Source organism: Allorhodopirellula solitaria (assembly GCF_007859855.1).
GTDB lineage: Bacteria > Planctomycetota > Planctomycetia > Pirellulales > Pirellulaceae > Rhodopirellula > Rhodopirellula solitaria.
Map to the genome: position 1 here is coordinate 13,913 of NZ_SJPK01000017.1, position 21,593 is coordinate 35,505.

The following is a 21,593-nucleotide window of genomic DNA, read 5'->3' on the forward strand; positions in this document are numbered from 1 at the left end:
CAAACCACCGGCTATTTTCTTCAACGCCTTCGGCGTAGGGAAACTTGTGGGGGATCTACAGATCGTTGCCTCGTCCACCACAGAAAAGCCTTCGCAAAATCCGCCACTTATTGGCTTGCCGTTGGCGGACCGGCAACGGGCTACCGCCCTAATGCCGGTGGTGAAACGGCCTGTCGATTAAATCGACAGGCCGTTTCACCACCGGACCCATGAGTTTCCCCACACCTCGCCGATCAACGCGCCATGAACAGGCGTTTGGAGAGTGTGGCGGGGGGATGGATCGAGACGCTGGTTTGGTCGTCTTCCTCGGGATCGTGGTTGCCCGCGGTGCTGTCGATATCGATCTCATTGGTTTCGAGGACTTCGATCTCAAACGTCTTCAGAGTGAGCGTATCGACACGGAAGGTTAGGATGAGCTGCTTGCTCGAGTTGGCGGCGACTTCGCCGGCCGTCCACTGTTCCGAGGGCGCGTCGTAGACACCCGCTGGACTGGCGTCGATCAACGTCAATCCTTCGGGAATCGTCACACCGACAACGACGCCGGTGGCATCGGAGATTTCCCGGTCATCGGCAGCCGCAAGCGGTGCGGTGGAGGACGATCCGTTGTGAACGGTCACGGTGACCTCTACGGTATCGCCGAGTTCAATCTCCTCTGGGATCGCCGATGCCTCGACGCTGACGTCGATGACTCGCGGGATCACCTGGACACTCGCCATATCATCTTCGCTGGGGTCGCTATTGCCTGGCGTGCTGTTCGGATCGAGTTGATCGGCGGCGATGATCTCGGCGACGTTCGTTACGATGTTGGCGCTCGTCACCCGGGCTCGGATCTGCAATTGAGCGGAGCCTCCCGACTCGAGCTCTGCGATCGTCCAGTGGTTCGTCGACGCGTCGAAGTCGCCCGTCAGTGCAGTGACCTGTACATCGGAAAGACCGACTGGGAGTGCGTCGTTGACAACGATATTGGTCGCGGTATCGGGCCCGGAATTATTGACGGTAACCAGGAACGTAATAATGTCGTTCTGGTCCGGGGTGGCATTGTCGACGGTCTTCGTCAGCGACAAGTCGGACTGGGCAATTTCTAGCGTGATGGCTTGGTAGTCATCTTCGCCAGGACCGTTGTCGGGCGTGCTATCGCGATCGGGCTGATCGGCGGCAATCACCTCGGCGATGTTGGTAATCCCGCTGGCGAGGATCTCGTCGACGATACTGGGGTCGGGCGAGACGGTGGCGTTCAGAATCAGCTCCCGGGTCTCGCCGGCAGGGATTTGAGGGATCGACCAATCGCCTGTTTGTGGATTGTAGTTTTCTCCGCTCGAGGGTGTTGCCGAAACAAATGTCAACCCAGCGGGCAGCGGGTCGGAGACGACCACGCCGGTTGCATCGGTCGGTCCATCGTTGCTCACCGTGACGCGGTATTCGATCGTGTCGCCGACGTTGGCGCGATCGGAATCGCTCGTTTTCGTCAACGCGAGATCGATCAACTGTGGGACGAACGAAACCGAGGCGCTGTCGTCTTCGTCGTTGTCACCGTTGCCGGGCGTGCTATCAGGGTCGAACTGGGAACTGGCGATGATTTCAGCGAAGTTGGTTCGCGTGATCGGCTCGTCGCTGTCGTTGGCACTGCGGTCGACCGTTGCGGTGAGCGTGAGCACGGCCGTACTGCCGGACTCGAGTTCGTCGATTCGCCAAATCCGGTCGTCTGGATCGTAGCTGCCGGTTTGCTCGTCGGCACGAATGTCAGTCAATCCCGGTGGCAAGGTATCGAGCACCTCAATGCCCGCGGCGGTATCTGGCCCGTCGTTGCGGACGGTCAGGGTGAACACAACATCGTCGCCAACGTTGGGTGTGTCATCGTCCACTGTCTTGGTCAGCGACAGGTCAGCACTGGCGGGCGTGACCGTGACGCGGGCGGTATCGTCTTCGCCATTGTCGAAACCGTTATCGGGCGTGCTGTCGCTATCGAATTGGTCCGCCGCCACCACTTCGGCGAGGTTCTCAAAGGGTTCGGTCGAGATCACATTGCCTCGAATCTCCAGCGATTGCGATTCGCCACTGGCCAGAGCGCCGACATTCCAGAGGCCGGTTAGGGGCGAAAAGGCGATGGGGTGGTTCGATGAGAGGAACTCAAATCCATCGGGCAGCTCATCGGAGACAACAACACCGGTGGCGTCATCGGGCCCATCGTTGAGCACCTCGAGTGTGAAAGTGACCTCGCTACCGACCGATGGTCGCAGCGGCATGTTGGTCTTCTGCAGCGAGAGATCGATGACGGGCGTGGACAGCGTGGCGCTGGACTGATCGTCTTCGTCAGGCAGTTGATTGTTGGGGGTCGAATCGGGGTCGTCCTGATCCACCGAAATCAGTTCGGCCGTATTGGTGAACATCCCCGCCAACTCGACGTCAGCAACAAGCTGCATCGATACACTTTGCCCCACACCGAGTGTGGCGATGGTCCACAGCCCCGTGTCGGACGCGTACTCGTTGTCGTTATCACTCTGACTATCCGAGAGGTAGGTCAGACCCGGTGGCAGCGTATCGGCGATGACAATATTCGTGGCCACATCGGGTCCAGCGTTCTGGACGACGATCTCGAACCGGGCATTCTCACCAATGTTGGGATTGGGCGTCAGTGTGGTCTTTTCGACAGAAAGGTCCGCGATCGGCACGCGTACGCTGACGGAGTCCTGGTCATCCTCACTCTCGACATCGTTGCCGGGTGTGCTATCGGAATCGGTCTGATCGACGGACATGACTTCGGCGGTATTGAGCACGCCCGTAAAGATTGGGTCATCTGAGGGCAACCCCGCGATGGAATCGATCCGCCCATCAAGCTTCAGAGTCGTCGACTCGCCGGCCGCGAGCGAGGGAATCGTCCAAAGTCCGGTGCTCGAGACAAAGGACCCCGACGCGGGCTCATTGCCGACGAGCGTCACCTCGTCGGGCAAGCGATCGGCGACGACGATGTTGGTCGCGGTATCGGGGCCACCGTTGGCGATTGTAATCGTGTAGCTGAATGTTTCACCGGCGCGGGGGGTGGGGTTATCGGTGTCCTTGGTCAGCGACAGATCGATCTGTTCGGCTTGAGCCACCGCGGCTGCTTGGTCGTCTTCCTCTTCGACACCGTTGCCCGGCGTGCTGTCGGGGTCGGGTAGACTCGCCGAGACAATTTCCGCAACGTTGTTGATCGTACCGCTCGCACTGGCTCGGAGCACGAGTGTCAAGGTTGCGGTTTCGTTCAGTTCGAGGCCCGCGACGGACCAGCGCTGTGTTCCCGGATCATAGGAACCGTTTTCTGTGGTTGCATCCACAAAGACAGCGCCTTCGGGAAGCGGGTCGGCGACGACAAAGGAGCCCGAGGGGTCGGGGCCGGAGTTCGTTGCCGTGATCGTGAACGTGACATCCTCGCCCACGTTGGCGAGTGGATTTTCGACCGTCTTGGTCAGAGACAGATCCGCATTGGCCGGTGTGACCGCGATCGTCATCTGATCGTCTTCATTGGGCTCGTGGTTGTCGGGCGTGCTATCGATATCAAACTCGTTGGCCGCAGTGATCTCGGCCGTGTTGCTGATCGGGCTCAGGAGATCGGACCGTGACGGATCGAGCGACACGTTGATGGCGATCGTCCGTGACTCACCGGCAGGCACGCTGCCTACGTTCCAGACACCGGTGTCGGGTGCGTAATCTTCATCCACGGTGGAGGACTGAAAGATCAATCCGACGGGAATCTGATCGGTGACCCTCACACCGGTCGCGTTGTCAGCGCTGGTGTTGGTGACGGTCAGGTTGTAGGTGAACGTTTCCCCTGGGGCGGGACGCTCCGAGGTCGTGGTCTTGCTCAGTTCGAGGTCGATGGCGACGGGTGTGAGCATGACCGAGTCGATGTCATCCTCTTCGCCCGCCGTTCCTGAGGAACCGTTGCCCGGCGTGCTATCGGGATCGGATTGATCCGACGCCATGATCTCGGCGGTATTCGTTTTCGTCCCGGTCGTGGTGACTTCGGCGACCAAATTGAGCGTTACCGGCGTGCCGACAGGCACTTCGGCAATCGTCCAATCTCCACTGGCCGAATCGTAATCGCCGACGCTCGTGGTGTCCGACACGTAGGTCAAACCCGCCGGCAGCACATCTCGGACGCGGACATTCGTCGCTGGATTGGGTCCCTCATTGTTGACCGTGATCGAGAACGTCACGTTGTCGCCAATGCTCGAGACCTGCCCGACGACGGTCTTGGCCAGCGAGAGATCGGCAGTCTGCGTTTGAAACGTAACCTGATCCTGGTCGTCTTCATTGGGATCGTTGTTGTTGGGAGTGCTGTTGGTGTCGAACTGATCCGCGGCGATCACCTCAGCAACATTGGTGTAGCTACCCGCCGCCGTGACGGTTGAATTCAGCAACAGCGTGGTCGACTGACCCGCGGCGAGCGAGGGAATCGTCCATTGTGCGTTGCTCGGGTTGAACGTCCCTGACGCCGGTTCGTTCGATGAGATCGTCAGCCCTGGCGGCAGCGTGTCCTGCACGACGATGTTGGTCGCGTCATCGATTCCGGAGTTCGAAAGAGTCAAGGTAAACGAGACCGGATCACCGACGTTGGGACTGGGTTCAGAAACGGTTTTGTCGAGCGCAAGATTGATCTGTGCTGCTGTCACGACCGCCGAGTCTTGGTCATCTTCGCTCGGATCGGAATTATCCGGCGTGCTGTCGACATCGAACTGGTCAGCGGCCGTGACCTGCGCCGTGTTCGTTTGAGGTGCGTTGCTGGTCAAGAGCCCGGTCAATTCGAGCGTGACGGTTGCACCAGGTGCCAGGCTCGGGATCGTCCAAAGCCCTGTATCGGATGCATAGGTCGACCCTGCCGAAGGTTGATCCGAACTGTACGTAATGCCCGCGGGCAGGTTGTCGGTAACCACCACGTTCGTGGCGGTACTCTCACCTTCGTTGAGCAGCGTCAAACGAAACGAGACGGGCAAGTTCACGTTCGGATCTGCCGTGATCAGTTCTTTCGAAAGATTCAAATCGATCGGTTCATAGTTATCGAAATCGGCAACGGGAATCAAATTCGGTCCGATCGTACCGATCAAATCCGCGAGCGCATCGTAATTGGGGTCCGCGACGACCTCGAACTCAATCGCACCGATACTCGTCAGGTCCGCCGGACCGCTCGCTCCCGAAGCGGTGGTGAAGTCCGAAAAGGGTACGAATTCCACCGACGTGGGCTGGGTCGTCGTTTGCGGGATATCGAGTGTTGCCGTGCTGCTCAGGGTCAGCGTGCTGCCATTGCCGTCGTCGGTGTAGAGCCGCACGATGGCCGCCCCTGCAGGCAAATCCGCACCGATGACCAGGCGCATGCCCGCAGCCTCGCCATTGCTAGTCAAATCGATTCCACCGAGACCATCATCGTTGACGACGGTCGGGTCATCGTCGGCCCCGTCCCAAATCACAACACGCTGCCCGCCACCGAAACCGTCCGAGCGAACTTGCAAGAGATCCGGTGAGACAGGGTCGTTGACGACCAGGCTGATCGTGCCGATATCACTTGTCTTGTTGACCAGTAGATCTCGCGAGCCACCAATCGCTTCGGGTGCGTCCGCAGTCGACGTCACAGGGACGCCGTCGAGCACTTCATCCGAAACGGTCTGCATGGCGCCATCGAATCCATCGATCGTGCGGATCAATTGCCCCGCGACCTGCTCCGCGGTGATCGTGACCGGCGGCGAAACAGCCTGCTGCAAGGAGACCCCGCTGACGTCCTGGGCCGGTTGCAATACGAAGTACTGACCCGCAGTCAATCGCTCGAACGTGTACCGACCGTCGGCGTCCGTCGGCGTTGTCGCAACTTGACTGTCGCCACTATCCGGTTCGAACTGCCCATCGCCATCATCGCGGTAAAGCGTCACCGAGGCATTGACAACCTGCTCGCCCGGCGTGAATCCGTCACCATTGAAATCGTTGTAGACGAGGCCCGAGAGATTCGCGAGGTCGGTGCCTGCGGCCAGCAACCGGCGATTCTCCAGCGGTTCCAGATGCAGCCGACGACGGTAGTCGCGGCTGATTCGACGGCGGCGTCGCTTGGTGTTTGCTGTAGCGTGGGGGAACTTTGTCCGTCGGCGTTGGTCCGTCATGGGCTGATTATCCTGATTCTCGCGGACTGAGTGATTAGTCAGACTAGGCAAGATAAGAGGATAGCACCGCGCAGAAAAGATGGCGAGTCGGCAGCGTGTCGTCAGCTCACGACTGCAACTGGCTGATCCAGAGCCGCAAGAAGCGATCGGTGATCACGTAGGATGATTCCTCACGCTCGACCACGTCGCTGACGACGAGGGACTGAGCAGCCCGCTGGGCATTGGAGGCGGTGCGAAGTCCGTGTATTTGCGGGTGAAATCGGACGAGAACGGCTGCGGCGGTGTTTCGCTGTCAGCCAAACCTCGCAGAAAGCGTTGTTCGTTCTTGGTCAAGGTTGCCAGTGCTGGGTGTCGATCGGCCCGATCGGATAATGCATCGCCGATCGAAACAGAGGTCTCGATTGGACTCAGAACATGGACTGCAACAGATGCTTGCGACTCCCCAAAAAGAGAATACGCCACGTGCTTGTGATGTCCGGCCCATTCGCCTGGCCTGCATCCATCGGCCTGGATGCTTGACCGTTGGCCCTGCGCGTCGTGAGAGACGGTTAGAACAAGCTTGCCGGATCGGCGCGAACGAGGTTGCGCAGGGCCAGCAGGCCGCTGATCAAGCACATCGAGGTGGTCAGTGCGAGCACGGTGATGGCACGCGTGAATGTCAGCCGCATCGGCAGCCCGGAATAACTCTCGAGCATCCAGAACAACGCCAGTGCCACGAGCACCGCCGGGACGAAGCCAAACCAGGACAGGAATACCGATTGGCGAACGACCACGCCTACAAAGTATCTGTTGGGATAGCCCATCGCCTTGAGCGTGGCGAACTCGGGCATCGCGTCCTGCAGGCTGGTGTAGAGGATCTGGTAACAGATAATCACACCGACGACGAAACCCATCACGGTGCCGATAAAGAAGATTGCGCCGACGGGCGTCTGCTCACTCCAAAACTTCCTTTCCTTCTGTTTCAACTCGTCCTTACGAACGACGTTCCAGATACAAGGAGCCAGGTTGGTCAAACGCTCGGCGACTTGATCGGGGTCGGCGCCTCGCTTGATCCGAAACATCCCCACATCAACGACACCGAGGGGACTGCCGCTTCCGCGAAGTGGGAAATACCTGGCAAACTCGCTCTCTCGGATCAGCAGCGAACCTTCGTTGGCAAAGTCCGTTCCGATCGTGACGCTGCCGACGATCCGGATGCGTTTTTCGGCGAGTTCCACCGTTTGCGGTAGAGGCGAGCCCCGGTGATCGAATTGGAATCCATACCGAGCGCGTGTTTTTCGGTCGATCAACGCCGTCCCCGGTGGCTGGAGAGACAACCGCTGCTCCTTCAATCCTGGAATCGTCAACCAGCCGGGCGGGTCGGGAACGGAGACCACCCGGATCGGGCGCGCCCGCTCACCGGCAACACGCACGCGGGCCATCAATCGTTCGATCAGCAGCGCCTCGGCGGCGGAAACGTCGGGATCGGACTCGGCCCGGCGGAGCAGCGAGCGGGCGAATCGCTGGTTCACCGGCAGCATGTATCGGGCGGTGCTGGTCGCAACGAGATCACACTCCATCCACTCGATCAGTTGCACGGGGCTATCGAGCAGCGCGTGTCGAAATCCATTCTGCGTGAACATCAACACCGCGGCGAACCCGACGCCCGCCGACGCCAGCAGCAGTCGGCGGGGCTCGTGGACGAGATTCTTCCAGGCCAGTGGCGTGCGGCTCATGAGCCGTTTCGCTGGGCGCGGGAATGTCGTTTGAATTTTTCCTTCACCGGTGGCTCGTCTTCTGGGTCATCAGCGACCGGGGGGACCTCAACCTGATCGTCGCCCGCGACTTGCTGCAGCCCAGTGATCATTCGCAGGAAATCCGTGGCCCCGGAGAACTCGCGGTACACGCTAGCGAATCGGATGTAGGCGACCTCGTCGACATCGGCGAGAAAACGCAGCACCACCTCGCCGATTTTTTGAGCCGGGATTTCGAAATCAAACTCGGCATAGATCGCGGCTTCGATCTGCTGCACGGTCGCTTCGATTGTTTCGCTCGCCACGGAGCGTTTGGAGCAAGCTCGCTCGATGCCACGGCGGATTTTTTCGCGATCAAAGGGCTCTCGGGTTTCGTCGCCTTTGACAACCCGCACATTGAGCGCCTCGATATGCTCCATCGTCACGAATCGCCGCCCACACTCCTGGCAGACCCGTTTCCTGCGCACCCGATAGCCGGCCTGGGCGGAGCGGGAATCGAGCACTTTGTCGTTATCGGAGTGGCAAAACGGGCAACGCATGGCGGCGACGGGAGAGAGTAGGGTGGGGCAGAGCAGGGGAGCGTTGGGTGCTCCTAGCCCAACGGACGAGTGATTTCGCGATCGGAAAATTCGCGGTCGATGTCGAGAGCGGAACACCGGTTGCGGAAGAAAATCGGGACACTCACGATTTCCTCCGCCCTGTGTTATATTCGATCCTGCCGTATTTCCCCATGGCAACACCGACCGATCTGGAAAAGCGACCTACCATGAGTGAATCAGAGCCTCTCGACCCAACCGCCGACGACCAACGACGGGGCGGCCCGCCCCCAGGCCCTGCGTCGAATCCGCCGCCCGCGGACCGGGCACACCCGCTGGAACACGAATCCCCACGCGATCGATTTGAGAAACACGTCGCCAACCACCGCGATTCGCACGACGATCATGATCCCGAGGAGACCTTGTGGAGCGGCGGATATAGCCCGAAAGCCATGACCGGGTGGTGGATCGTCCTGGTTGTGATCACGATCGCGCTGCTGGTGGCCTGTTTCATGTTCAGCCAATTGCCCCTTACTGTCGCACTGGGCATCATTGTGCTGCTCTGGGTTTTGGTCGCTGCGAACTACGCCCGCATGCGATTGGGGTATCATTACGAACTGACGAGCCAGCGATTCATTCACAAGACGGGGCTGCTTACCCGCCGGAGCGATCGTGTGGAAGTAATCGATATCGACGACGTCAGCTACGAGCAGGGCCCTGTGCAACGACTCTTGGGTGTGGGCTCGATCCTGATCACGAGTTCGGATCGCAGCGACCCGGAACTCAAATTGCTCGGTATTGATCGAGTCAGTCAAGTCGCGGGTTTGATCGACGATGTCCGGCGCAAGGAGCGCCGTCGTCGCAGCCTGCATATTGAATCCATTTGAGCGAAGCTCCCGTTTTCTTTCGCCTGATACGAGCGCAAACATGACCGCATGGTTTGTCAAACGCGAAAACGAAGAGGTTGGGCCTCTCCGGCCCGCCGATTTGTTGGATCTCGTCCGTGACGGGAGCGTGCGTCCTGAAACGATGATCCGCAAGAACGATTCCTCGTGGTTCTCCGCCGATAGCGTGGGGGGACTGTTCGAAGCGGCCCGCCGGCCGACGATCGAGCACTATTGCCCGCACTGCGAGAACGTCCGCGTCGCCGCGCCGCCGTCGACCTGTCCCAAGTGCGACCAGAATTTAACGAACACCCGCCAGCGAATCATTGAGAATTCGCTGAGCAAATCCAGTCGCACGACCAAGGAGCCAGGTGCCTCCCAAGGCCCCGCACTCTCCGCCCGCCGCTGGCTGCAAAAGCGGGTTGGCAAAGACTCGTCGAACTGAGCAATGCGGGAACAGTCCACGTGGTGGTGGACGAGGCAACAAGCTCCGTACGAACAAATCGACTTCTCGAAAAAGTCAAGCAATCGACCGCGAGGAACACCCGGGCCGCAAAACCCTGGCGACCCATTCCATCGTACGCATTCGATCGGAACAGCCAAGGAGAAAATGCCTGTCCGCTGCTGTCGCTACAGCATTTGTCAAATTCGCTCTCACACGGCCCCACCGGATCAGATTGTTCGTTAATCGACACGGGCGAGAGAAATTCATCGCCACCAACTGACACTACTCAGCCGTTTGCGGATTTCCTCGCGTTTGATAGGCCCCCCCAGCAATGCCATGTTTCTAGGCAGTTGCGATTCCGCCGCTAGCAACTGCTGCATCTTTGGTGCGCACGCGGTGCCAACCGGATATCAGTCAACGGAGATTCTCAGTCGCAAACTTCACTAGCCAATCGAAAGTGCATGGGGGGCGTCCGGCGCCGTTGACTATCGGATAAGGGGGGGGGCAGCGCACCGTGTTGAAATAGGGTTTCCGTTGGACCAAATGTCCCGCTGCCATGTGGCATCGTTGTTGCTCGGACGTGCTAATGCCCACGAGCGATCCATGCACCAGCACGAAAAGGCATTCCCTCTTTTGCGATACCTCAAGCTTCAAAACACCGGTCCGAAGATCAATCAAACTGTGAGATCCTCCCGTTGGAATTCCGATGTAGCGAAACTCTCGCGCTGTGTTATGTTTCTGCTGTTACTGCTGTTACTGCTGTCCGGAAATGGCCGTGCTAGCGCGCAGGAACTCGCGCCACACGTCTTTGATGTCACGACATCGAAACTCCTCAACGGCGGTGCTGTCCAGATTGATCTGGGAAATCTAGCTTCAGGCACAACGACGAAACTTGACTTAGAAATAACGAACGATCAACCTACAACAGTATCGGTTTCGTTCCGAGCAGCATCGTGCGGTTGTACCAGCGCAGAGCCGAGTGAACTCGTCATAGCGTCCGGCGAAACACGTGATCTTAAGGTCAGCGTCAAAAGTAATCGGTCTGACGGCGTTACGTCAATCGTTACCCTCAGTCTCCATGTCAGTCGTGAAGGCGAACTGGCGTTTGCGAGACGTGTCGCGATTCGCTTCGCCTCGCGGACTGACTACAGCCTGACACTCAAGAATCCGGTATCTCGGTTCATCGCTGGGGTTGATGATTCGGTCTCAACGGAAATCGTTGTTGATAGCTTCTACGGAAAATCCCTGGAAGGTCTGGAAGTTCGATGTAGTCTCGCTGACTGCGAATTGACAAAGGTCTCTAACACCTCGAACGGGAAACTGTTGTATCTTGCTAAGTTGAAAGGTCTCACTGACTCTAGCATGAGCCGGGTCGGCGAAGTCCGCCTTGTTCGCGCCGATGAGACGAAAGAGAAGACGTTAGCTCGAGCCAAAGTATACATACGTGCCGTAGAACCCATCAGCGCTTATCCCCGCGTGCTTACATTGCCTCACGACCGTTTGACAATTGTCTTCGCGGAGGGTCTGTCCTTGGGTCGAACGATAGTGCTTCGCTGTGAGAAGGGTGGACCAGTCATAGCTGAGCCTACTCAGATAGGAAAGAGAATTGTAAGTTTTGATAGAATCAGCATCCCGAATGACTGCCAAGCGATAAGTGTCGTTAACGAGGCCACGGATACTACGTTGGCACAAATTCCAGTTAAAAGGACGCCAAGATTTTCTCCGTCAATCGAGGGCCCCACGAAATGATGCACGCCAACCAACCAAATCCCCCACTGTTCCTGATCGTCATCTGCTTGACCTTACTCGCTGGGGAGCCTGCGTGCCCGATTGCTTGGGCGGACGAACCCCAGCAGCCATTGGATTCCAAGTGGAGCCCGTTGGTTGACATCAGCAAAGCCGAGTTCAGCCAATTGCCAAAGGTGGATTCGCAGTACATCACGGATAGAGTGGCACGGAATCGGGATGTGCTCATCAAAGGTGCGTTCGACTATACGTTAACGATGAAGCGCGCCGGGCAAATCAAGAATGAATTTGAACAGTCCGGGGTGTTTTCATTTGATGAGGAAACACAGAGAGTTCTGCACGTGCATCAGGATCGCACCAATCTGCCCGCAGGACGGGAACGCACCTCCACTGGCCCGGTCGATCGTCCTGCGATCAATACGGTCGTCCGGAAAGCGATCTTGAGGGTTGGCGACCAAGTGGAAACGGCTGTTTTTGAAGCTGGTCAGTTTTCTTCCCGATCAACGTTTTATCAACCGCAAACACACGACGTGGACCTCTATCCGTTTCACATCCAAACTCTGGGACTCGCCTTCTATGGCGATATCCGCACAAAACGTTCCAGCCATGAAGTCCTTGCCTCCTATAGCAACTGGCCACCGTTTCGCGTTCTGGTGGGCAGGCGAGACGAGTCGACCTACATTTCGCTTGGGACCAGAATCACTTTTGATAAGCAACACGAATTTTGGCCAACGAGTCATTTGTCGGTGTACCCAACTGGGCGAAAGGATGGCGAATTCATTTATGAAACAATCTCCCAATGCACGACGACTCTCGTTTCCGTCAGTGGATTGTCGCTTCCGTCCCTGGTCGTTTACAAAGCTGCTAAGAAACCGACAATGACGATTCAACTCAAGTGGCGCTCGGTGAACGATGATGCAAAACTGAGCTTGCTCGACCAAGATGTCTTCATCCCAAACACAATTTCTCTCCTCGAAGAACTGGATCAAAACTGATTTGCAAGCTCGTGATTTTCGTGATTTCCATTCCTGTGCTTTTCAACTTGGCGTTGGGTAACGACCGCTTGTATGAGCATTCACGCAGAAGGACTGATTGTCTCGAGATGCATTGACATTGATTGCGAATTTGAGCCCTACCTCGATGGTTCTTCTCGGAACTTAGTGGCAGGCATCCAGGATGTTGGATTTTTGAGGCATAGGCTCCTGCGTCCAGTGAGCGAAAAACGGATGCCCGGCAAGGGCTCATCCGACGGAAGCGTGCGCCCGAGGTTTTCAAGGATCGCGGTAGGGACGGCTGTTGCCAGCCGCCCCCCGCACAGATCCGTACGTGAGCCTTGACTCATACGGCTCCTCCGTCGGGTCAAACGATCGCGACACATCGTGTCGCTACCTGTCGTGATTTCCTGGTGGAGTCCGCATGCAAACAGATCGTCAGCGAACGGATGAAGCTGTCGGGGATGCGTTGGAAGAAGGAAGGCGGTCAACAAACGATGACACTTCGTTGTCTGCTGCTCAGTGGAGTGTGGGATGCCGTCTATGAGAACTGGCTCCAGTCAAAACCGACCGTCGGCGACCTTATCAATTTGGAAACAGCGTGATGCAGGACTCGTCGAGCGCACCAAGCGGATCGCACCCGTTACAATCGTTCCTCTGGCGGTGGTACGTGCAGGACGTGAAAGAATGCGTTCGCCGACTGAAAAAAGTAGCGGCATCGCAATGAAGAATGCTGGGACCAAGATAAACGGAAGAATGCATCCAAGCGAATCGGACCACCAGGCAGACGACGAGCGGCTCTGAACGGCTGCGCGCGATTCAGCGATCTGCTCCGCGGTCTTGATGTCACGATCAAGTGTCAGCTTCCGGTGGATTGCAGCAAGCACCTCGTGGGAGTCTGCCGTGTCGGGCAAGTCGTCGAGCGCCTCGCGGGCGCGGTCGATGTAGGTCGAGTCAGCGGTCACGGTTTGTTCATCGTCCTAGTCGGATAACGTTGCGGATCACGCGGTCGCCGCGAGTGATCCTCCACTTCAAAAATCACGACTCGGCGACTCGTCGTGCATCCGATGGTTATCCGTTCTTATGCCGCGAACCCCACCAACTCTCAAACCCGCGGCTAATGTCGAGAGACACACCGAGATCCACGTTCCCCTGGAACGCGTTGAACAGGAAACTGCAAAGCCCTTGCCGAAAGACGCGGAAGCTGAGGTTGCGCGACAAAACGACAGCCTCCTGTTCTTCAGATGTGCGCCAAAAAAGATAGCACCCATTCGGGTTCAGACCCAAGTAGTTGTTGCCGATGTAACCCAGTGGCAACAGTCCAGGATTAGATGGATAGAACTCGTATGGTGAGGCCTCGTGAATGTTGCATGCAGCTCGTTGACAATCGTGGAACGCCTTCAAGTATTGAGAGTCCTCGGACAATGGAGCAGCACGCGGGTTGAAAAGATGTGAGTTGCTCGCTATTTCGACAGTGTTTCGGTAGACATTGCAGAACCTTGGAGTAATCAGCACCAAACTGCCCCCCCACAAGCCGTCTCCGTAACGTTCAACCACCCGCTTGTGATCTTCGGGGAAGGAAATGCCAAGAGTTTCTTCCGCATCCTCCCATGAGCGACCGAACCCGTTTGAAGCTCCACGTATTGGAGGAACGACAAACGGCCGTCGCGGCGGAGGAACTAGTTGCGTTAGGTTTTCCACCATACTGATTCACGGATAACGGCAGACATCACCGGGCACGAGCGGAAAGGCAACCATCGCCAAAACGCGTTTTCGAGTGCTCCGTGTGAATGTCATGGTTCTGCATCTTTTTCAGCCTGTCAAGTGAAAGTCGCCCTGCGAATCGAATCGTCGCTCAAGATGTCGCGTCGCGTGAAATGGGTCAGAAGCCACGCTGACGAGTGCGTTCGTCCAGGATCATCGAAAACGTCCTCGTCGCGGTCCGTCGGTCAGCGAAACGACGAGTTACCGGCAGTTGGTAAACGTGCCCGAAGACCCAAGCGTAATACGACCGGTCCGTAGTTACGGTGTTGCCAAATGGTTCACCAACGACCGTCACGCGTTCCAACACGAACGGCAAGTAGTATTCGGGAGGGCCGAATTCTTTGAGTTTTGTGGAGACAAAAGCTGCCTCGGGAAACGCCACGTCAGAGTCGAGCAAGGACAGATAATTTGTCACATCGTCAACCCCTGATGTTTTCGTCGCAACGCCGCATGCCAAATACACGGCAAGCAACAACGGAATCGTAAGGACGAATCGGAGCGAGAATCGTGGACACCATCGGGCGGACGTTTTGTTCATAGGAAATCATTCCTTTGATTGGCAGAACGTCCGCGATGACCGAGTCGCGGCATTGTGGTTTCCATTCTTAAACGCCTTATCCGCGACTTCGGTCCATCGCATGGTTCGTCGGTGCATTACCCATCCATTGTCGCTTTAGGGGCCAAACGGGTTTCCGCTCTGCGAAGCACTTTGGCCTCGCAAATCATAGGCAAACTCCGGAAAGAACGGATCTCCGTGACTGAAGCGGCGGTGCAATAGCTTGTCAGGATCAGCGATCGTGGTGTCGTGTATTCCAAGGCCATTGAGTCCCTTGGTTAACGCGCGAGTCGCGTCAAACGGAAAATCGCTCCCGGGAGCAACCGTTAAATCGTCACCGTCGATTCTCATAATCATGAATGAGGCGGTAGAGAATTCCAATACGATGTTATGGCGTGTGATCAAACGCCCGATATCGATGCCTCGATCGGAGAGCGTATTTGCGATGGCGTCGATGACCTTAAAGTCGATACCGCTAGGAACCTGCAAGTCAAAACTCGATGTTTTACGGTCGTTAGACTGCGACTTACAGATAGTGATCCAAGTCGGACTTGATGCTTGTCGTGGCGTTTCCGCGGAGATATTGCCTCCGAGCACCATGGTGCACAGACAAGCAACGGAAGCAAAGATTCTAGATCGCATAGCGTATTCCTCAAGTTTGAAGGAGAAGGAGAGAATTTGTGGGAAAGAGTCACCGCTCAAAAGTTAGTGCAACTCAAAACCGTAGCGGCGCGCGAAATCCAAAAAGAACGTTCGACATTTGTCCGCTGAGTCGATGTTAAGGCAGTCGACGAACGTTGGCCATCAGCGAGCCGCGACGAGCGATTCAACCACTGCCAAAACGTATGGCACGCGGCTTCGTTGCATGGCATTGTTACGAGTCTTTCAGTGTAGCGTAGTACCCGTCGGCTTGCCCGCGTCTTCGGTCCGAAACGAGCACTGCCCCACAGTCACCGATCTGTCAGGCGTCGGACAGTGCCCCGCAGGGCTGTCGCCGGAGAGTGCCTCGCAGAGCAGGCATTGGTTGATGCCCCGCAGGGCATGCGCTGGTTTTGTGTCCCGCAGGGCGGGCGTTGGTTGTCGTGACTCCGGCGTGGGACGATGCCCCGCAGGGCACACTTGGCGTTTCATCCACACTCGTCGTCAGCACGGCTTTGTCTCGTAACGTTACCAATCACCCGGCGGCGTCGAGAGATTGTCCATTTAAAAACGCCCGACTTCGCCGCTCGGGTGCATTGGATGGTTCCCCGCTCATCAATACGTGTAAATCGTCGCGTCGTCAAAGCCATCCTCAATTGTTGCAGAAGCCTCAACGTGATAATCGGAAAGTCGGGTGTCGGAGCCGCCCCAGTCATGCCCGCCACCATTGAAATCGATCCGAACGGTATCAGAATCGTCAAGCGGACGAATCGTAATCATGTAAGGGCAAATCAGCGAATCACGTATCTGCTTTGCAGTTATCGTTTGCGGCGGATCCTCCTGGCTCAGCAGCGTCCTAAATTGCGAAAGACGATCTGCGGCGACGAAATCGCGAAATTTCTTGAACCATGAGTTGTGCGTCATCCAAATGCGATTGGCAGTCGGCGTGAGACTTGCCAGCAATTCGTCGGATCGTATCTGGTTCGTGTCGAACGTGAAGCCAACCGTTTGGCCGTTGAAATTGCGGTCCGCGACAAAAGTCTGGAAATGTTCGTCCCAGTGAATGCCGTCAAACTTCGTGTTGACTTTTGAACCGCCCATGCTTTCTTCAGTCGGGGAACGTTACGCGTCAGCGGGGACGGGCGAAAGACTTGCAAGCATACCAAATCGCATGCCACCCGTCCTCCGTTGCACGCGATGGTTATTCGCCGTTTTTGGGGTCGGGAAAATTGACGGAGGAAGCGGGGCGTCGCTTGGTAACCGCAAGTACGAACAGTGCAGCAAGGCACGCCAACAGTGTGATCGCTGGTCCGGTAAACTCGGAAGCATAGGCGTCCATGCAGTTCCGCGCAATCTCGTACGGGTTGCCTTCGCCAGATTCGACCGCGTCGTACACAGGACGGACAAACACATATCGCAATTCGGTCGCGATCCAGATGCAAAACGCAGCGTAAGAGCCGATCAGCAAAGCGAGTATGGCGAGAGTAATTCTGATCAAGCGTCAACTATGTTCACGAGGTGTTAAAAATGGCTCGAGGTGTAATCAACGACCCAGGTGAGAGATCAGTACTATTTCAGTCGAATAACGAGGTAATTATCGCCGGTTGTGGAGGTGATAAGTTGATCCTCGGGGGTGTTATCGCCGGTTGGACCTTCGGTTCCCTCGGTGACACGGGAAGTGTTATCGCCGGTTCGAGGGAGTCTTATCGCCGGTTGGCGTGGCTTGAGTATGAGGGCTCTGGATTCTTGGGTCAAGCAAAATCTTGGATCAATTTTGAGGCGTAAGGCTTGACCTGTTTTGAGGACATGCGAAGAATCGGCTCGGTAAAGCTGCGGCGATGCGGTACGGCGGGGAGCACGAATTAACTCCTGGGAACGTCAATAGCTCGCATTGGAAATGGCCGTGGGAGAGGGCGGTGCTCTTCGCTGGAGGGCTGCGTGAGACTGGGACGGAATCTGCTGCGTATGATCGACTTGGTGAGTTTCTCTTCGCCGAGTCGGATGATTGCAAAGGACGATGTCATGGCAGGCGTTAGTCAGTCTGAGACCACGTGGCACGATCAGCGTGACAAGTGGGCGAAGATTTGGTTTGAGAAGCTCAGTCGCTTTCATGGTCGCAAGCCCCAAGCGACCTGGGAATTCACAGCTGACGATGTGATTGCCTTCCTTCGCGACCACCTGCGGCGCAAGACACCGGGGTGGAAGCGTCTGAAGATCGTTCATGCCGGGATCTGCGACCCACTTCGGGGTCGACGTTTCACGACCAACAAGACTCCGTAGGTGGCGCTGCGCTGACCTACGGCAATTCTCTTCAACGCCTCCGGCGTAGGAAGACTTGCGGGGCCGACATCGATTAGATCGACAGTCCGCTACGTGGGAGGGAAAGGGGTGAGATACAGTTTTCGCACTGATTTGATGCGCGGACTGCCCTCCCCGGAAGACTCGCTGAAGGCTCGTCTTGCGACCCTCCCGGCTTCGCCGGGCGGGTGAAGTCAATCGCTGAGTCACGATCACTTAAAAACTGCGACCCTCCCAGCTTCGCCGGGCGGGTGAAGTCGATCGTTTCTGCGCAGTAACTTAAATATTGTACGACCTGCGCAGGGGAGACGGGCGTGGGCCAATGGCTCGGCTCTCGCGGGGGTTGCTCGGCCTCCGGAGGAGTTGCGGACAATCGTTGAAACATCATTGCATCGCCGGCTGCTGCGGATCACTCTCGGCGGCGCGTTGTGCTTTTGGGTGTGGTGTTCGGTCTCGGTTGACGCGCGCGATCACGCGTATCGTCGCTTCCAGTCACATACTTGGGGATTGCTTTTAGGGGTGCGAATCAGCCCTAATGCGAAAATGGCGGTAATCAACTTCACTTTGGGGTGCCGGCTGCGTATAGTGGAATGTTCGGCCAGTCGGACCTTTGGGGTTCGATCTTCTTTTGCGTTCGCCTTGCTGAGCCACCGCCGATGGAGCGGAACGGGGCAGCCTTCATGGGACGTCCCGTTCGCCGCGACCTGTCAAGGACGACCCACAAGCCTGACTCTCTGAACAGGAATCGAGTGATGGGTGACGTTCTTCCCGTATCCAATGCAGACGCGATCTCACAACCAGCCGGCACCCAGGGCGCCGCCGCAGCCATCGGCGGTTTTCCGAGGACGGGGGAGCTTCCAGCGATCGGCGGCGTCGGATTGCCAGCGGATTCTGCCAGCGGTGCGGCTGGCGTTGTTAGGGCCATCGAAGACTACCGAGAGCTGCCCGCCTTTGGTTTGGTCCGTCACGCTGCCGAGGTCATCCCACACCGTGTTGCGGTAATCTATGGGGAACGCAGCTGGACCTATGAGGAGCTCAACTATGACATCGTCCGCTGCGCGGCGTTGTTCCAAGCCTATGGGATCCAGCCAGGCGACCGCGTTGGCCTATTGTTGCCGAATGTGCCCGAGTTCATTGTCGCGGCGAACGCGATTTGGAGAGCCGGTGCGATCGCGGTGGCCCTGAGTCCCTTGATGGCGGCGGAGGAGATTGACAAGCTGGTCGATTGCACGGGGTGCCAGGTGATCGTCACGCTCGACATGCTGGCCCACCTGCTGGCTCCCTGCCAAGGAAAACTAAAACACACGTTTTATGTTTCCATTCGCGAGCATTTGCCAGCCTTGAAACAGATCGGTTATCTCTGGATGCGGGGCCAGCGATTGGGCACGTGGTCTCTGCCGTCGGACGATGCGCACCATTGGTTGCGCGAAGGGATCGCGGCAACGCAGCGTGAGTGGCAACCTGTGCCGATCGAACCGCGCAGTGATGTCGCGTACATCTTGCCCACCGGCGGCACGACCGGCGCCCCCAAGGCGGTCGCGCTCAGCCATCAGAACATGGTCGCCAACGCATGGCAGCAGTTGGAGTGGACGCGTCGTCGGTTCGCTCAAGACACGATGCTCGCGGTGCTGCCGTTTTTCCATAGTTATGGCATGTCGGCGATGGTCATGGGGGGAGCCGCCATGGGGGCGACCCTGGTCGTCCATCACCGATTCAATGTCCGGCAAGTGATCTCGTTGATGGTGGAGCACCATCCGACGGTACTGCATGCGGTACCCGCGATGTTGTCGGCCCTGAACGAACGGCTTGACGATTACCCAGCAGACCTGAACTCGCTGGACTGGGTCATTTCTGGTGGAGCCTCTTTGGACGCCGAAATCGCAGAGACGTTTGCTGCCCACTGCGGGACGTTGGTGGTCGAGGGGTTTGGATTGTCCGAAGCCTCGCCGGTCACGCATGTTGGAGACCTTTTTAGCGAACCTCGCTACGGCACGATCGGTTTGCCGCTGCCGGAAACTCAGTGCCGGATTGTCGATCCCCGAGGGGGACTCGGTGATCTGGGCTGCGGCGTGGTCGGGGAACTGATAGTACGCGGACCGCAGGTGATGCTGGGGTATTGGCAGGATCCCGAGCGAACTGCTGCGACGATCGAAAAGGGTTGGTTGCGTACGGGCGACTTGGCTACCCGCGACCCGAGCGGTTGTTACACGATCGTCGGTCGCAAGAAGGATTTGATCATCACGTCGGGATTCAATGTTTATCCGGTCGAGGTGGAAGCGGTCCTGCAAGCGGCCCCGGGGGTCGCGGAGGTGGCCGTGATCGGGCAGCCCGATGACCAGCGTGGCGAAATCGTCACCGCCATCATCGTGATGAAAGCAGGTGCTCAGTGGGATGAGGAGTCGCTGCGCGAGCACTGCCAAGAACACTTGTCCAAACACAAACAGCCGCGGCAGTACGAGCAATCCACCAGGGAACTGCCCAAGAACTTTCTCGGCAAGGTTATCCGCCGCAAACTGCGAACGGTGGCAGCGTCGGGGCAACTGGGAGAAGCGTCATGAGCGAGTCAACGAGCCGGCGATCCTTCACGCCCGTTGCGATTGTCGACGGCGTGCGAACTCCGTTTGCGAAAGCCTTTGGTGGGCTTGCTCAGGTGACTGCCGTCGAGCTCGGTAGGATCGCGTTGGAGCAATCCCTGGATCGCTGCGGATTGTCTGCCGAGGCGGTCGACCAAGTGATTTTCGGAAACGTGGCATCGCCGCCCGATGCTGCCAATATTGCGCGTGTGATCTCGTTGAAAGCAGGCGTGCCGCAATCGCGGATCGCCCATACGGTCAATCGCAACTGTGCATCGGGAATGCAATCGCTGATCGCAGCGTGTACCGCCATCGAACATCAAGGCGCCAACGCAGTTGTTGCGGGCGGCACCGAATCGATGTCTCAGATCCCACTATTGGTGAGCCCGGAGGCGGCTGGATTGTGGACGCGACTATCGCGGGCCAAGACGATGATGTCGCGGTTGGCGGTGCTGAAGGATTTTCGCCCCCATCATTTCAAACCGGTTGCTGGGATTGAGCTGGGGCTGACCGATCCGGTCAGCGGCATGAACATGGGTGAAACGGCCGAGCTGCTCGCTCGCGAATTTGCTGTCTCTCGGAGCGAGCAAGATGAATTTGCCGCCGCCAGCCACGTCAAAGCGGCCCGGACGCAGGAACAGTGTTTCTTCGCCGGCGAGATCGCTGCTGTGCCGCTGCCTCGCGGTGAGACGATGGACAAGGACGATGGAATTCGCAGCGGGCAAACGGTCGAGAAACTTGCCAAGCTGCGTCCCATTTTTGACAAAGACGGCACCGTGACGGCGGGCAACAGTTGCCAGATCACCGACGGCGCGGCGGCGTTGGTGGTGTCATCGGCCTCGGGGCTTGAGCGATTCTCGCGGCCGCCGCTGGGGTACCTGACCGCCTATGCGATCGCGGGATGTGACCCCCGGCGTATGGGTCTGGGGCCTGTTTACGCGGTCGCCAAGCTGTTTCGGCAAACCGGCTTCTCGCTGGGAGATTTCGATTTGATCGAGATCAACGAGGCCTTCGCGGCCCAGGTCATCGCTTGTCAGCGAGCGATGGCTTCTCAGTCCTTTGCCAAGAAGGAGCTCGGACTCGACAAACCGCTGGGCGAGTTGCCGATGGACCGGGTCAATATTCACGGGGGGGCGATTGCTTTGGGGCATCCCGTGGGCACAACAGGAACGCGGATGGTGTTGACCCTGCTCCGTTCGCTCCGTGACCAGCAGAAACACCGGGGGCTCGCCACACTCTGCGTAGGCGGCGGCCAAGGGGTCGCGATTGTCGTCGAAACGCAGTGATCATTCATTTTAGGAGATC

The 21,593-nt window shown here is 57.7% G+C and carries 15 protein-coding genes and 1 pseudogene; 8 read left to right on the plus strand and 8 right to left on the minus strand.

Features of this window, described 5'->3' with window-relative positions:
- Window positions 1–233 precede the first annotated feature (233 nt).
- The 3 genes and pseudogenes from CA85_RS21245 to nrdR form a co-directional block, all read right to left on the minus strand.
- The gene (locus CA85_RS21245) at window positions 234–6,122 is read right to left on the minus strand and encodes a DUF11 domain-containing protein (protein WP_246113045.1); all 5,889 of its coding nucleotides are present in this window, start codon (window positions 6,120–6,122) and stop codon (window positions 234–236) included.
- A gap of 548 nt (window positions 6,123–6,670) precedes the next feature.
- Window positions 6,671–7,837 (minus strand): FtsX-like permease family protein, encoded by a 1,167-nt coding sequence (locus CA85_RS21250; RefSeq protein ID WP_146393378.1) that lies wholly within the window; start codon window positions 7,835–7,837, stop codon window positions 6,671–6,673.
- 104 nt (window positions 7,838–7,941) lie between these two features.
- Window positions 7,942–8,394 (minus strand): annotated as a pseudogene (nrdR, locus tag CA85_RS21255) (transcriptional regulator NrdR); the annotation flags it as partial.
- 47 nt (window positions 8,395–8,441) lie between these two features.
- Here nrdR and CA85_RS21260 point away from each other — a divergent pair.
- The 5 genes from CA85_RS21260 (at window position 8,442) to CA85_RS21280 (ending at window position 13,063) form a co-directional block, all read left to right on the plus strand.
- Window positions 8,442–9,278 (plus strand): PH domain-containing protein, encoded by an 837-nt coding sequence (locus tag CA85_RS21260; protein WP_246113046.1) that lies wholly within the window; start codon window positions 8,442–8,444, stop codon window positions 9,276–9,278.
- Between the two features lie 40 nt (window positions 9,279–9,318).
- Window positions 9,319–9,720, plus strand: coding sequence for a DUF4339 domain-containing protein (locus CA85_RS21265; protein ID WP_146393380.1), 402 nt, complete (start codon window positions 9,319–9,321; stop codon window positions 9,718–9,720).
- Between the two features lie 603 nt (window positions 9,721–10,323).
- Complete coding sequence (locus tag CA85_RS21270) at window positions 10,324–11,469, plus strand: DUF1573 domain-containing protein (RefSeq protein ID WP_186775110.1); 1,146 nt, start codon at window positions 10,324–10,326, stop codon at window positions 11,467–11,469.
- The gene (locus CA85_RS21275) at window positions 11,466–12,461 is read left to right on the plus strand and encodes a hypothetical protein (RefSeq protein WP_146393382.1); all 996 of its coding nucleotides are present in this window, start codon (window positions 11,466–11,468) and stop codon (window positions 12,459–12,461) included. The genes CA85_RS21270 and CA85_RS21275 overlap by 4 nt, the downstream gene beginning before the upstream one ends.
- 338 nt (window positions 12,462–12,799) lie before the next feature.
- On the plus strand, window positions 12,800–13,063 hold the full coding sequence (locus CA85_RS21280; protein WP_146393383.1) for a hypothetical protein: 264 nt from the start codon (window positions 12,800–12,802) through the stop codon (window positions 13,061–13,063).
- On the opposite strand, the gene CA85_RS21285 is transcribed toward CA85_RS21280, so the two are convergent.
- The 5 genes from CA85_RS21285 to CA85_RS21305 form a co-directional block, all read right to left on the minus strand.
- Window positions 13,019–13,423: a hypothetical protein gene (locus tag CA85_RS21285; RefSeq protein WP_146393384.1), complete on the minus strand. Its 405-nt coding sequence runs from the start codon at window positions 13,421–13,423 to the stop codon at window positions 13,019–13,021. The two genes, CA85_RS21280 and CA85_RS21285, sit on opposite strands and share 45 nt — an antisense overlap.
- Before the next feature lie 106 nt (window positions 13,424–13,529).
- Complete coding sequence (locus tag CA85_RS26205; protein ID WP_391564926.1) at window positions 13,530–14,162, minus strand: SMI1/KNR4 family protein; 633 nt, start codon at window positions 14,160–14,162, stop codon at window positions 13,530–13,532.
- Between the two features lie 733 nt (window positions 14,163–14,895).
- The gene (locus tag CA85_RS21295; protein WP_146393386.1) at window positions 14,896–15,420 is read right to left on the minus strand and encodes a hypothetical protein; all 525 of its coding nucleotides are present in this window, start codon (window positions 15,418–15,420) and stop codon (window positions 14,896–14,898) included.
- Between the two features lie 612 nt (window positions 15,421–16,032).
- On the minus strand, window positions 16,033–16,518 hold the full coding sequence (locus CA85_RS21300; protein WP_146393387.1) for a hypothetical protein: 486 nt from the start codon (window positions 16,516–16,518) through the stop codon (window positions 16,033–16,035).
- Window positions 16,519–16,618: 100 nt separating this feature from the next.
- Window positions 16,619–16,915, minus strand: a complete 297-nt coding sequence (locus tag CA85_RS21305; RefSeq protein ID WP_146393009.1) for a hypothetical protein — start codon at window positions 16,913–16,915, stop codon at window positions 16,619–16,621.
- A 479-nt stretch (window positions 16,916–17,394) separates the two neighbouring features.
- Here CA85_RS21305 and CA85_RS21310 point away from each other — a divergent pair, with 479 nt between their 5' ends.
- The 3 genes from CA85_RS21310 to CA85_RS21320 all read left to right on the plus strand — a co-directional run bounded on the left by CA85_RS21310 (window position 17,395) and on the right by CA85_RS21320 (window position 21,574).
- Complete coding sequence (locus CA85_RS21310; protein ID WP_222435497.1) at window positions 17,395–17,697, plus strand: hypothetical protein; 303 nt, start codon at window positions 17,395–17,397, stop codon at window positions 17,695–17,697.
- Between the two features lie 770 nt (window positions 17,698–18,467).
- The gene (locus tag CA85_RS21315) at window positions 18,468–20,273 is read left to right on the plus strand and encodes an AMP-binding protein (RefSeq protein WP_186775112.1); all 1,806 of its coding nucleotides are present in this window, start codon (window positions 18,468–18,470) and stop codon (window positions 20,271–20,273) included.
- Window positions 20,270–21,574: a thiolase family protein gene (locus CA85_RS21320; RefSeq protein WP_146393390.1), complete on the plus strand. Its 1,305-nt coding sequence runs from the start codon at window positions 20,270–20,272 to the stop codon at window positions 21,572–21,574. Before CA85_RS21315 ends, CA85_RS21320 begins: the two co-directional genes overlap by 4 nt.
- The last annotated feature ends 19 nt before the right edge of the window (window positions 21,575–21,593 follow it).

What these genes read in the sequence shown, in the direction of transcription:
- CA85_RS21245 (WP_246113045.1), bottom strand. Translation starts at nt 6,122, where the DNA reads ATGACGGACCAACGCCGACGGACAAAGTTCCCCCACGCTACAGCAAAC.
- CA85_RS21250 (WP_146393378.1), bottom strand. Translation starts at nt 7,837, where the DNA reads ATGAGCCGCACGCCACTGGCCTGGAAGAATCTCGTCCACGAGCCCCGC.
- CA85_RS21265 (WP_146393380.1), top strand. Translation starts at nt 9,319, where the DNA reads ATGACCGCATGGTTTGTCAAACGCGAAAACGAAGAGGTTGGGCCTCTC.
- CA85_RS21270 (WP_186775110.1), top strand. Translation starts at nt 10,324, where the DNA reads ATGCACCAGCACGAAAAGGCATTCCCTCTTTTGCGATACCTCAAGCTT.
- CA85_RS21275 (WP_146393382.1), top strand. Translation starts at nt 11,466, where the DNA reads ATGATGCACGCCAACCAACCAAATCCCCCACTGTTCCTGATCGTCATC.
- CA85_RS26205 (WP_391564926.1), bottom strand. Translation starts at nt 14,162, where the DNA reads ATGGTGGAAAACCTAACGCAACTAGTTCCTCCGCCGCGACGGCCGTTT.
- CA85_RS21295 (WP_146393386.1), bottom strand. Translation starts at nt 15,420, where the DNA reads ATGCGATCTAGAATCTTTGCTTCCGTTGCTTGTCTGTGCACCATGGTG.
- CA85_RS21300 (WP_146393387.1), bottom strand. Translation starts at nt 16,518, where the DNA reads ATGGGCGGTTCAAAAGTCAACACGAAGTTTGACGGCATTCACTGGGAC.
- CA85_RS21315 (WP_186775112.1), top strand. Translation starts at nt 18,468, where the DNA reads ATGGGTGACGTTCTTCCCGTATCCAATGCAGACGCGATCTCACAACCA.
- CA85_RS21320 (WP_146393390.1), top strand. Translation starts at nt 20,270, where the DNA reads ATGAGCGAGTCAACGAGCCGGCGATCCTTCACGCCCGTTGCGATTGTC.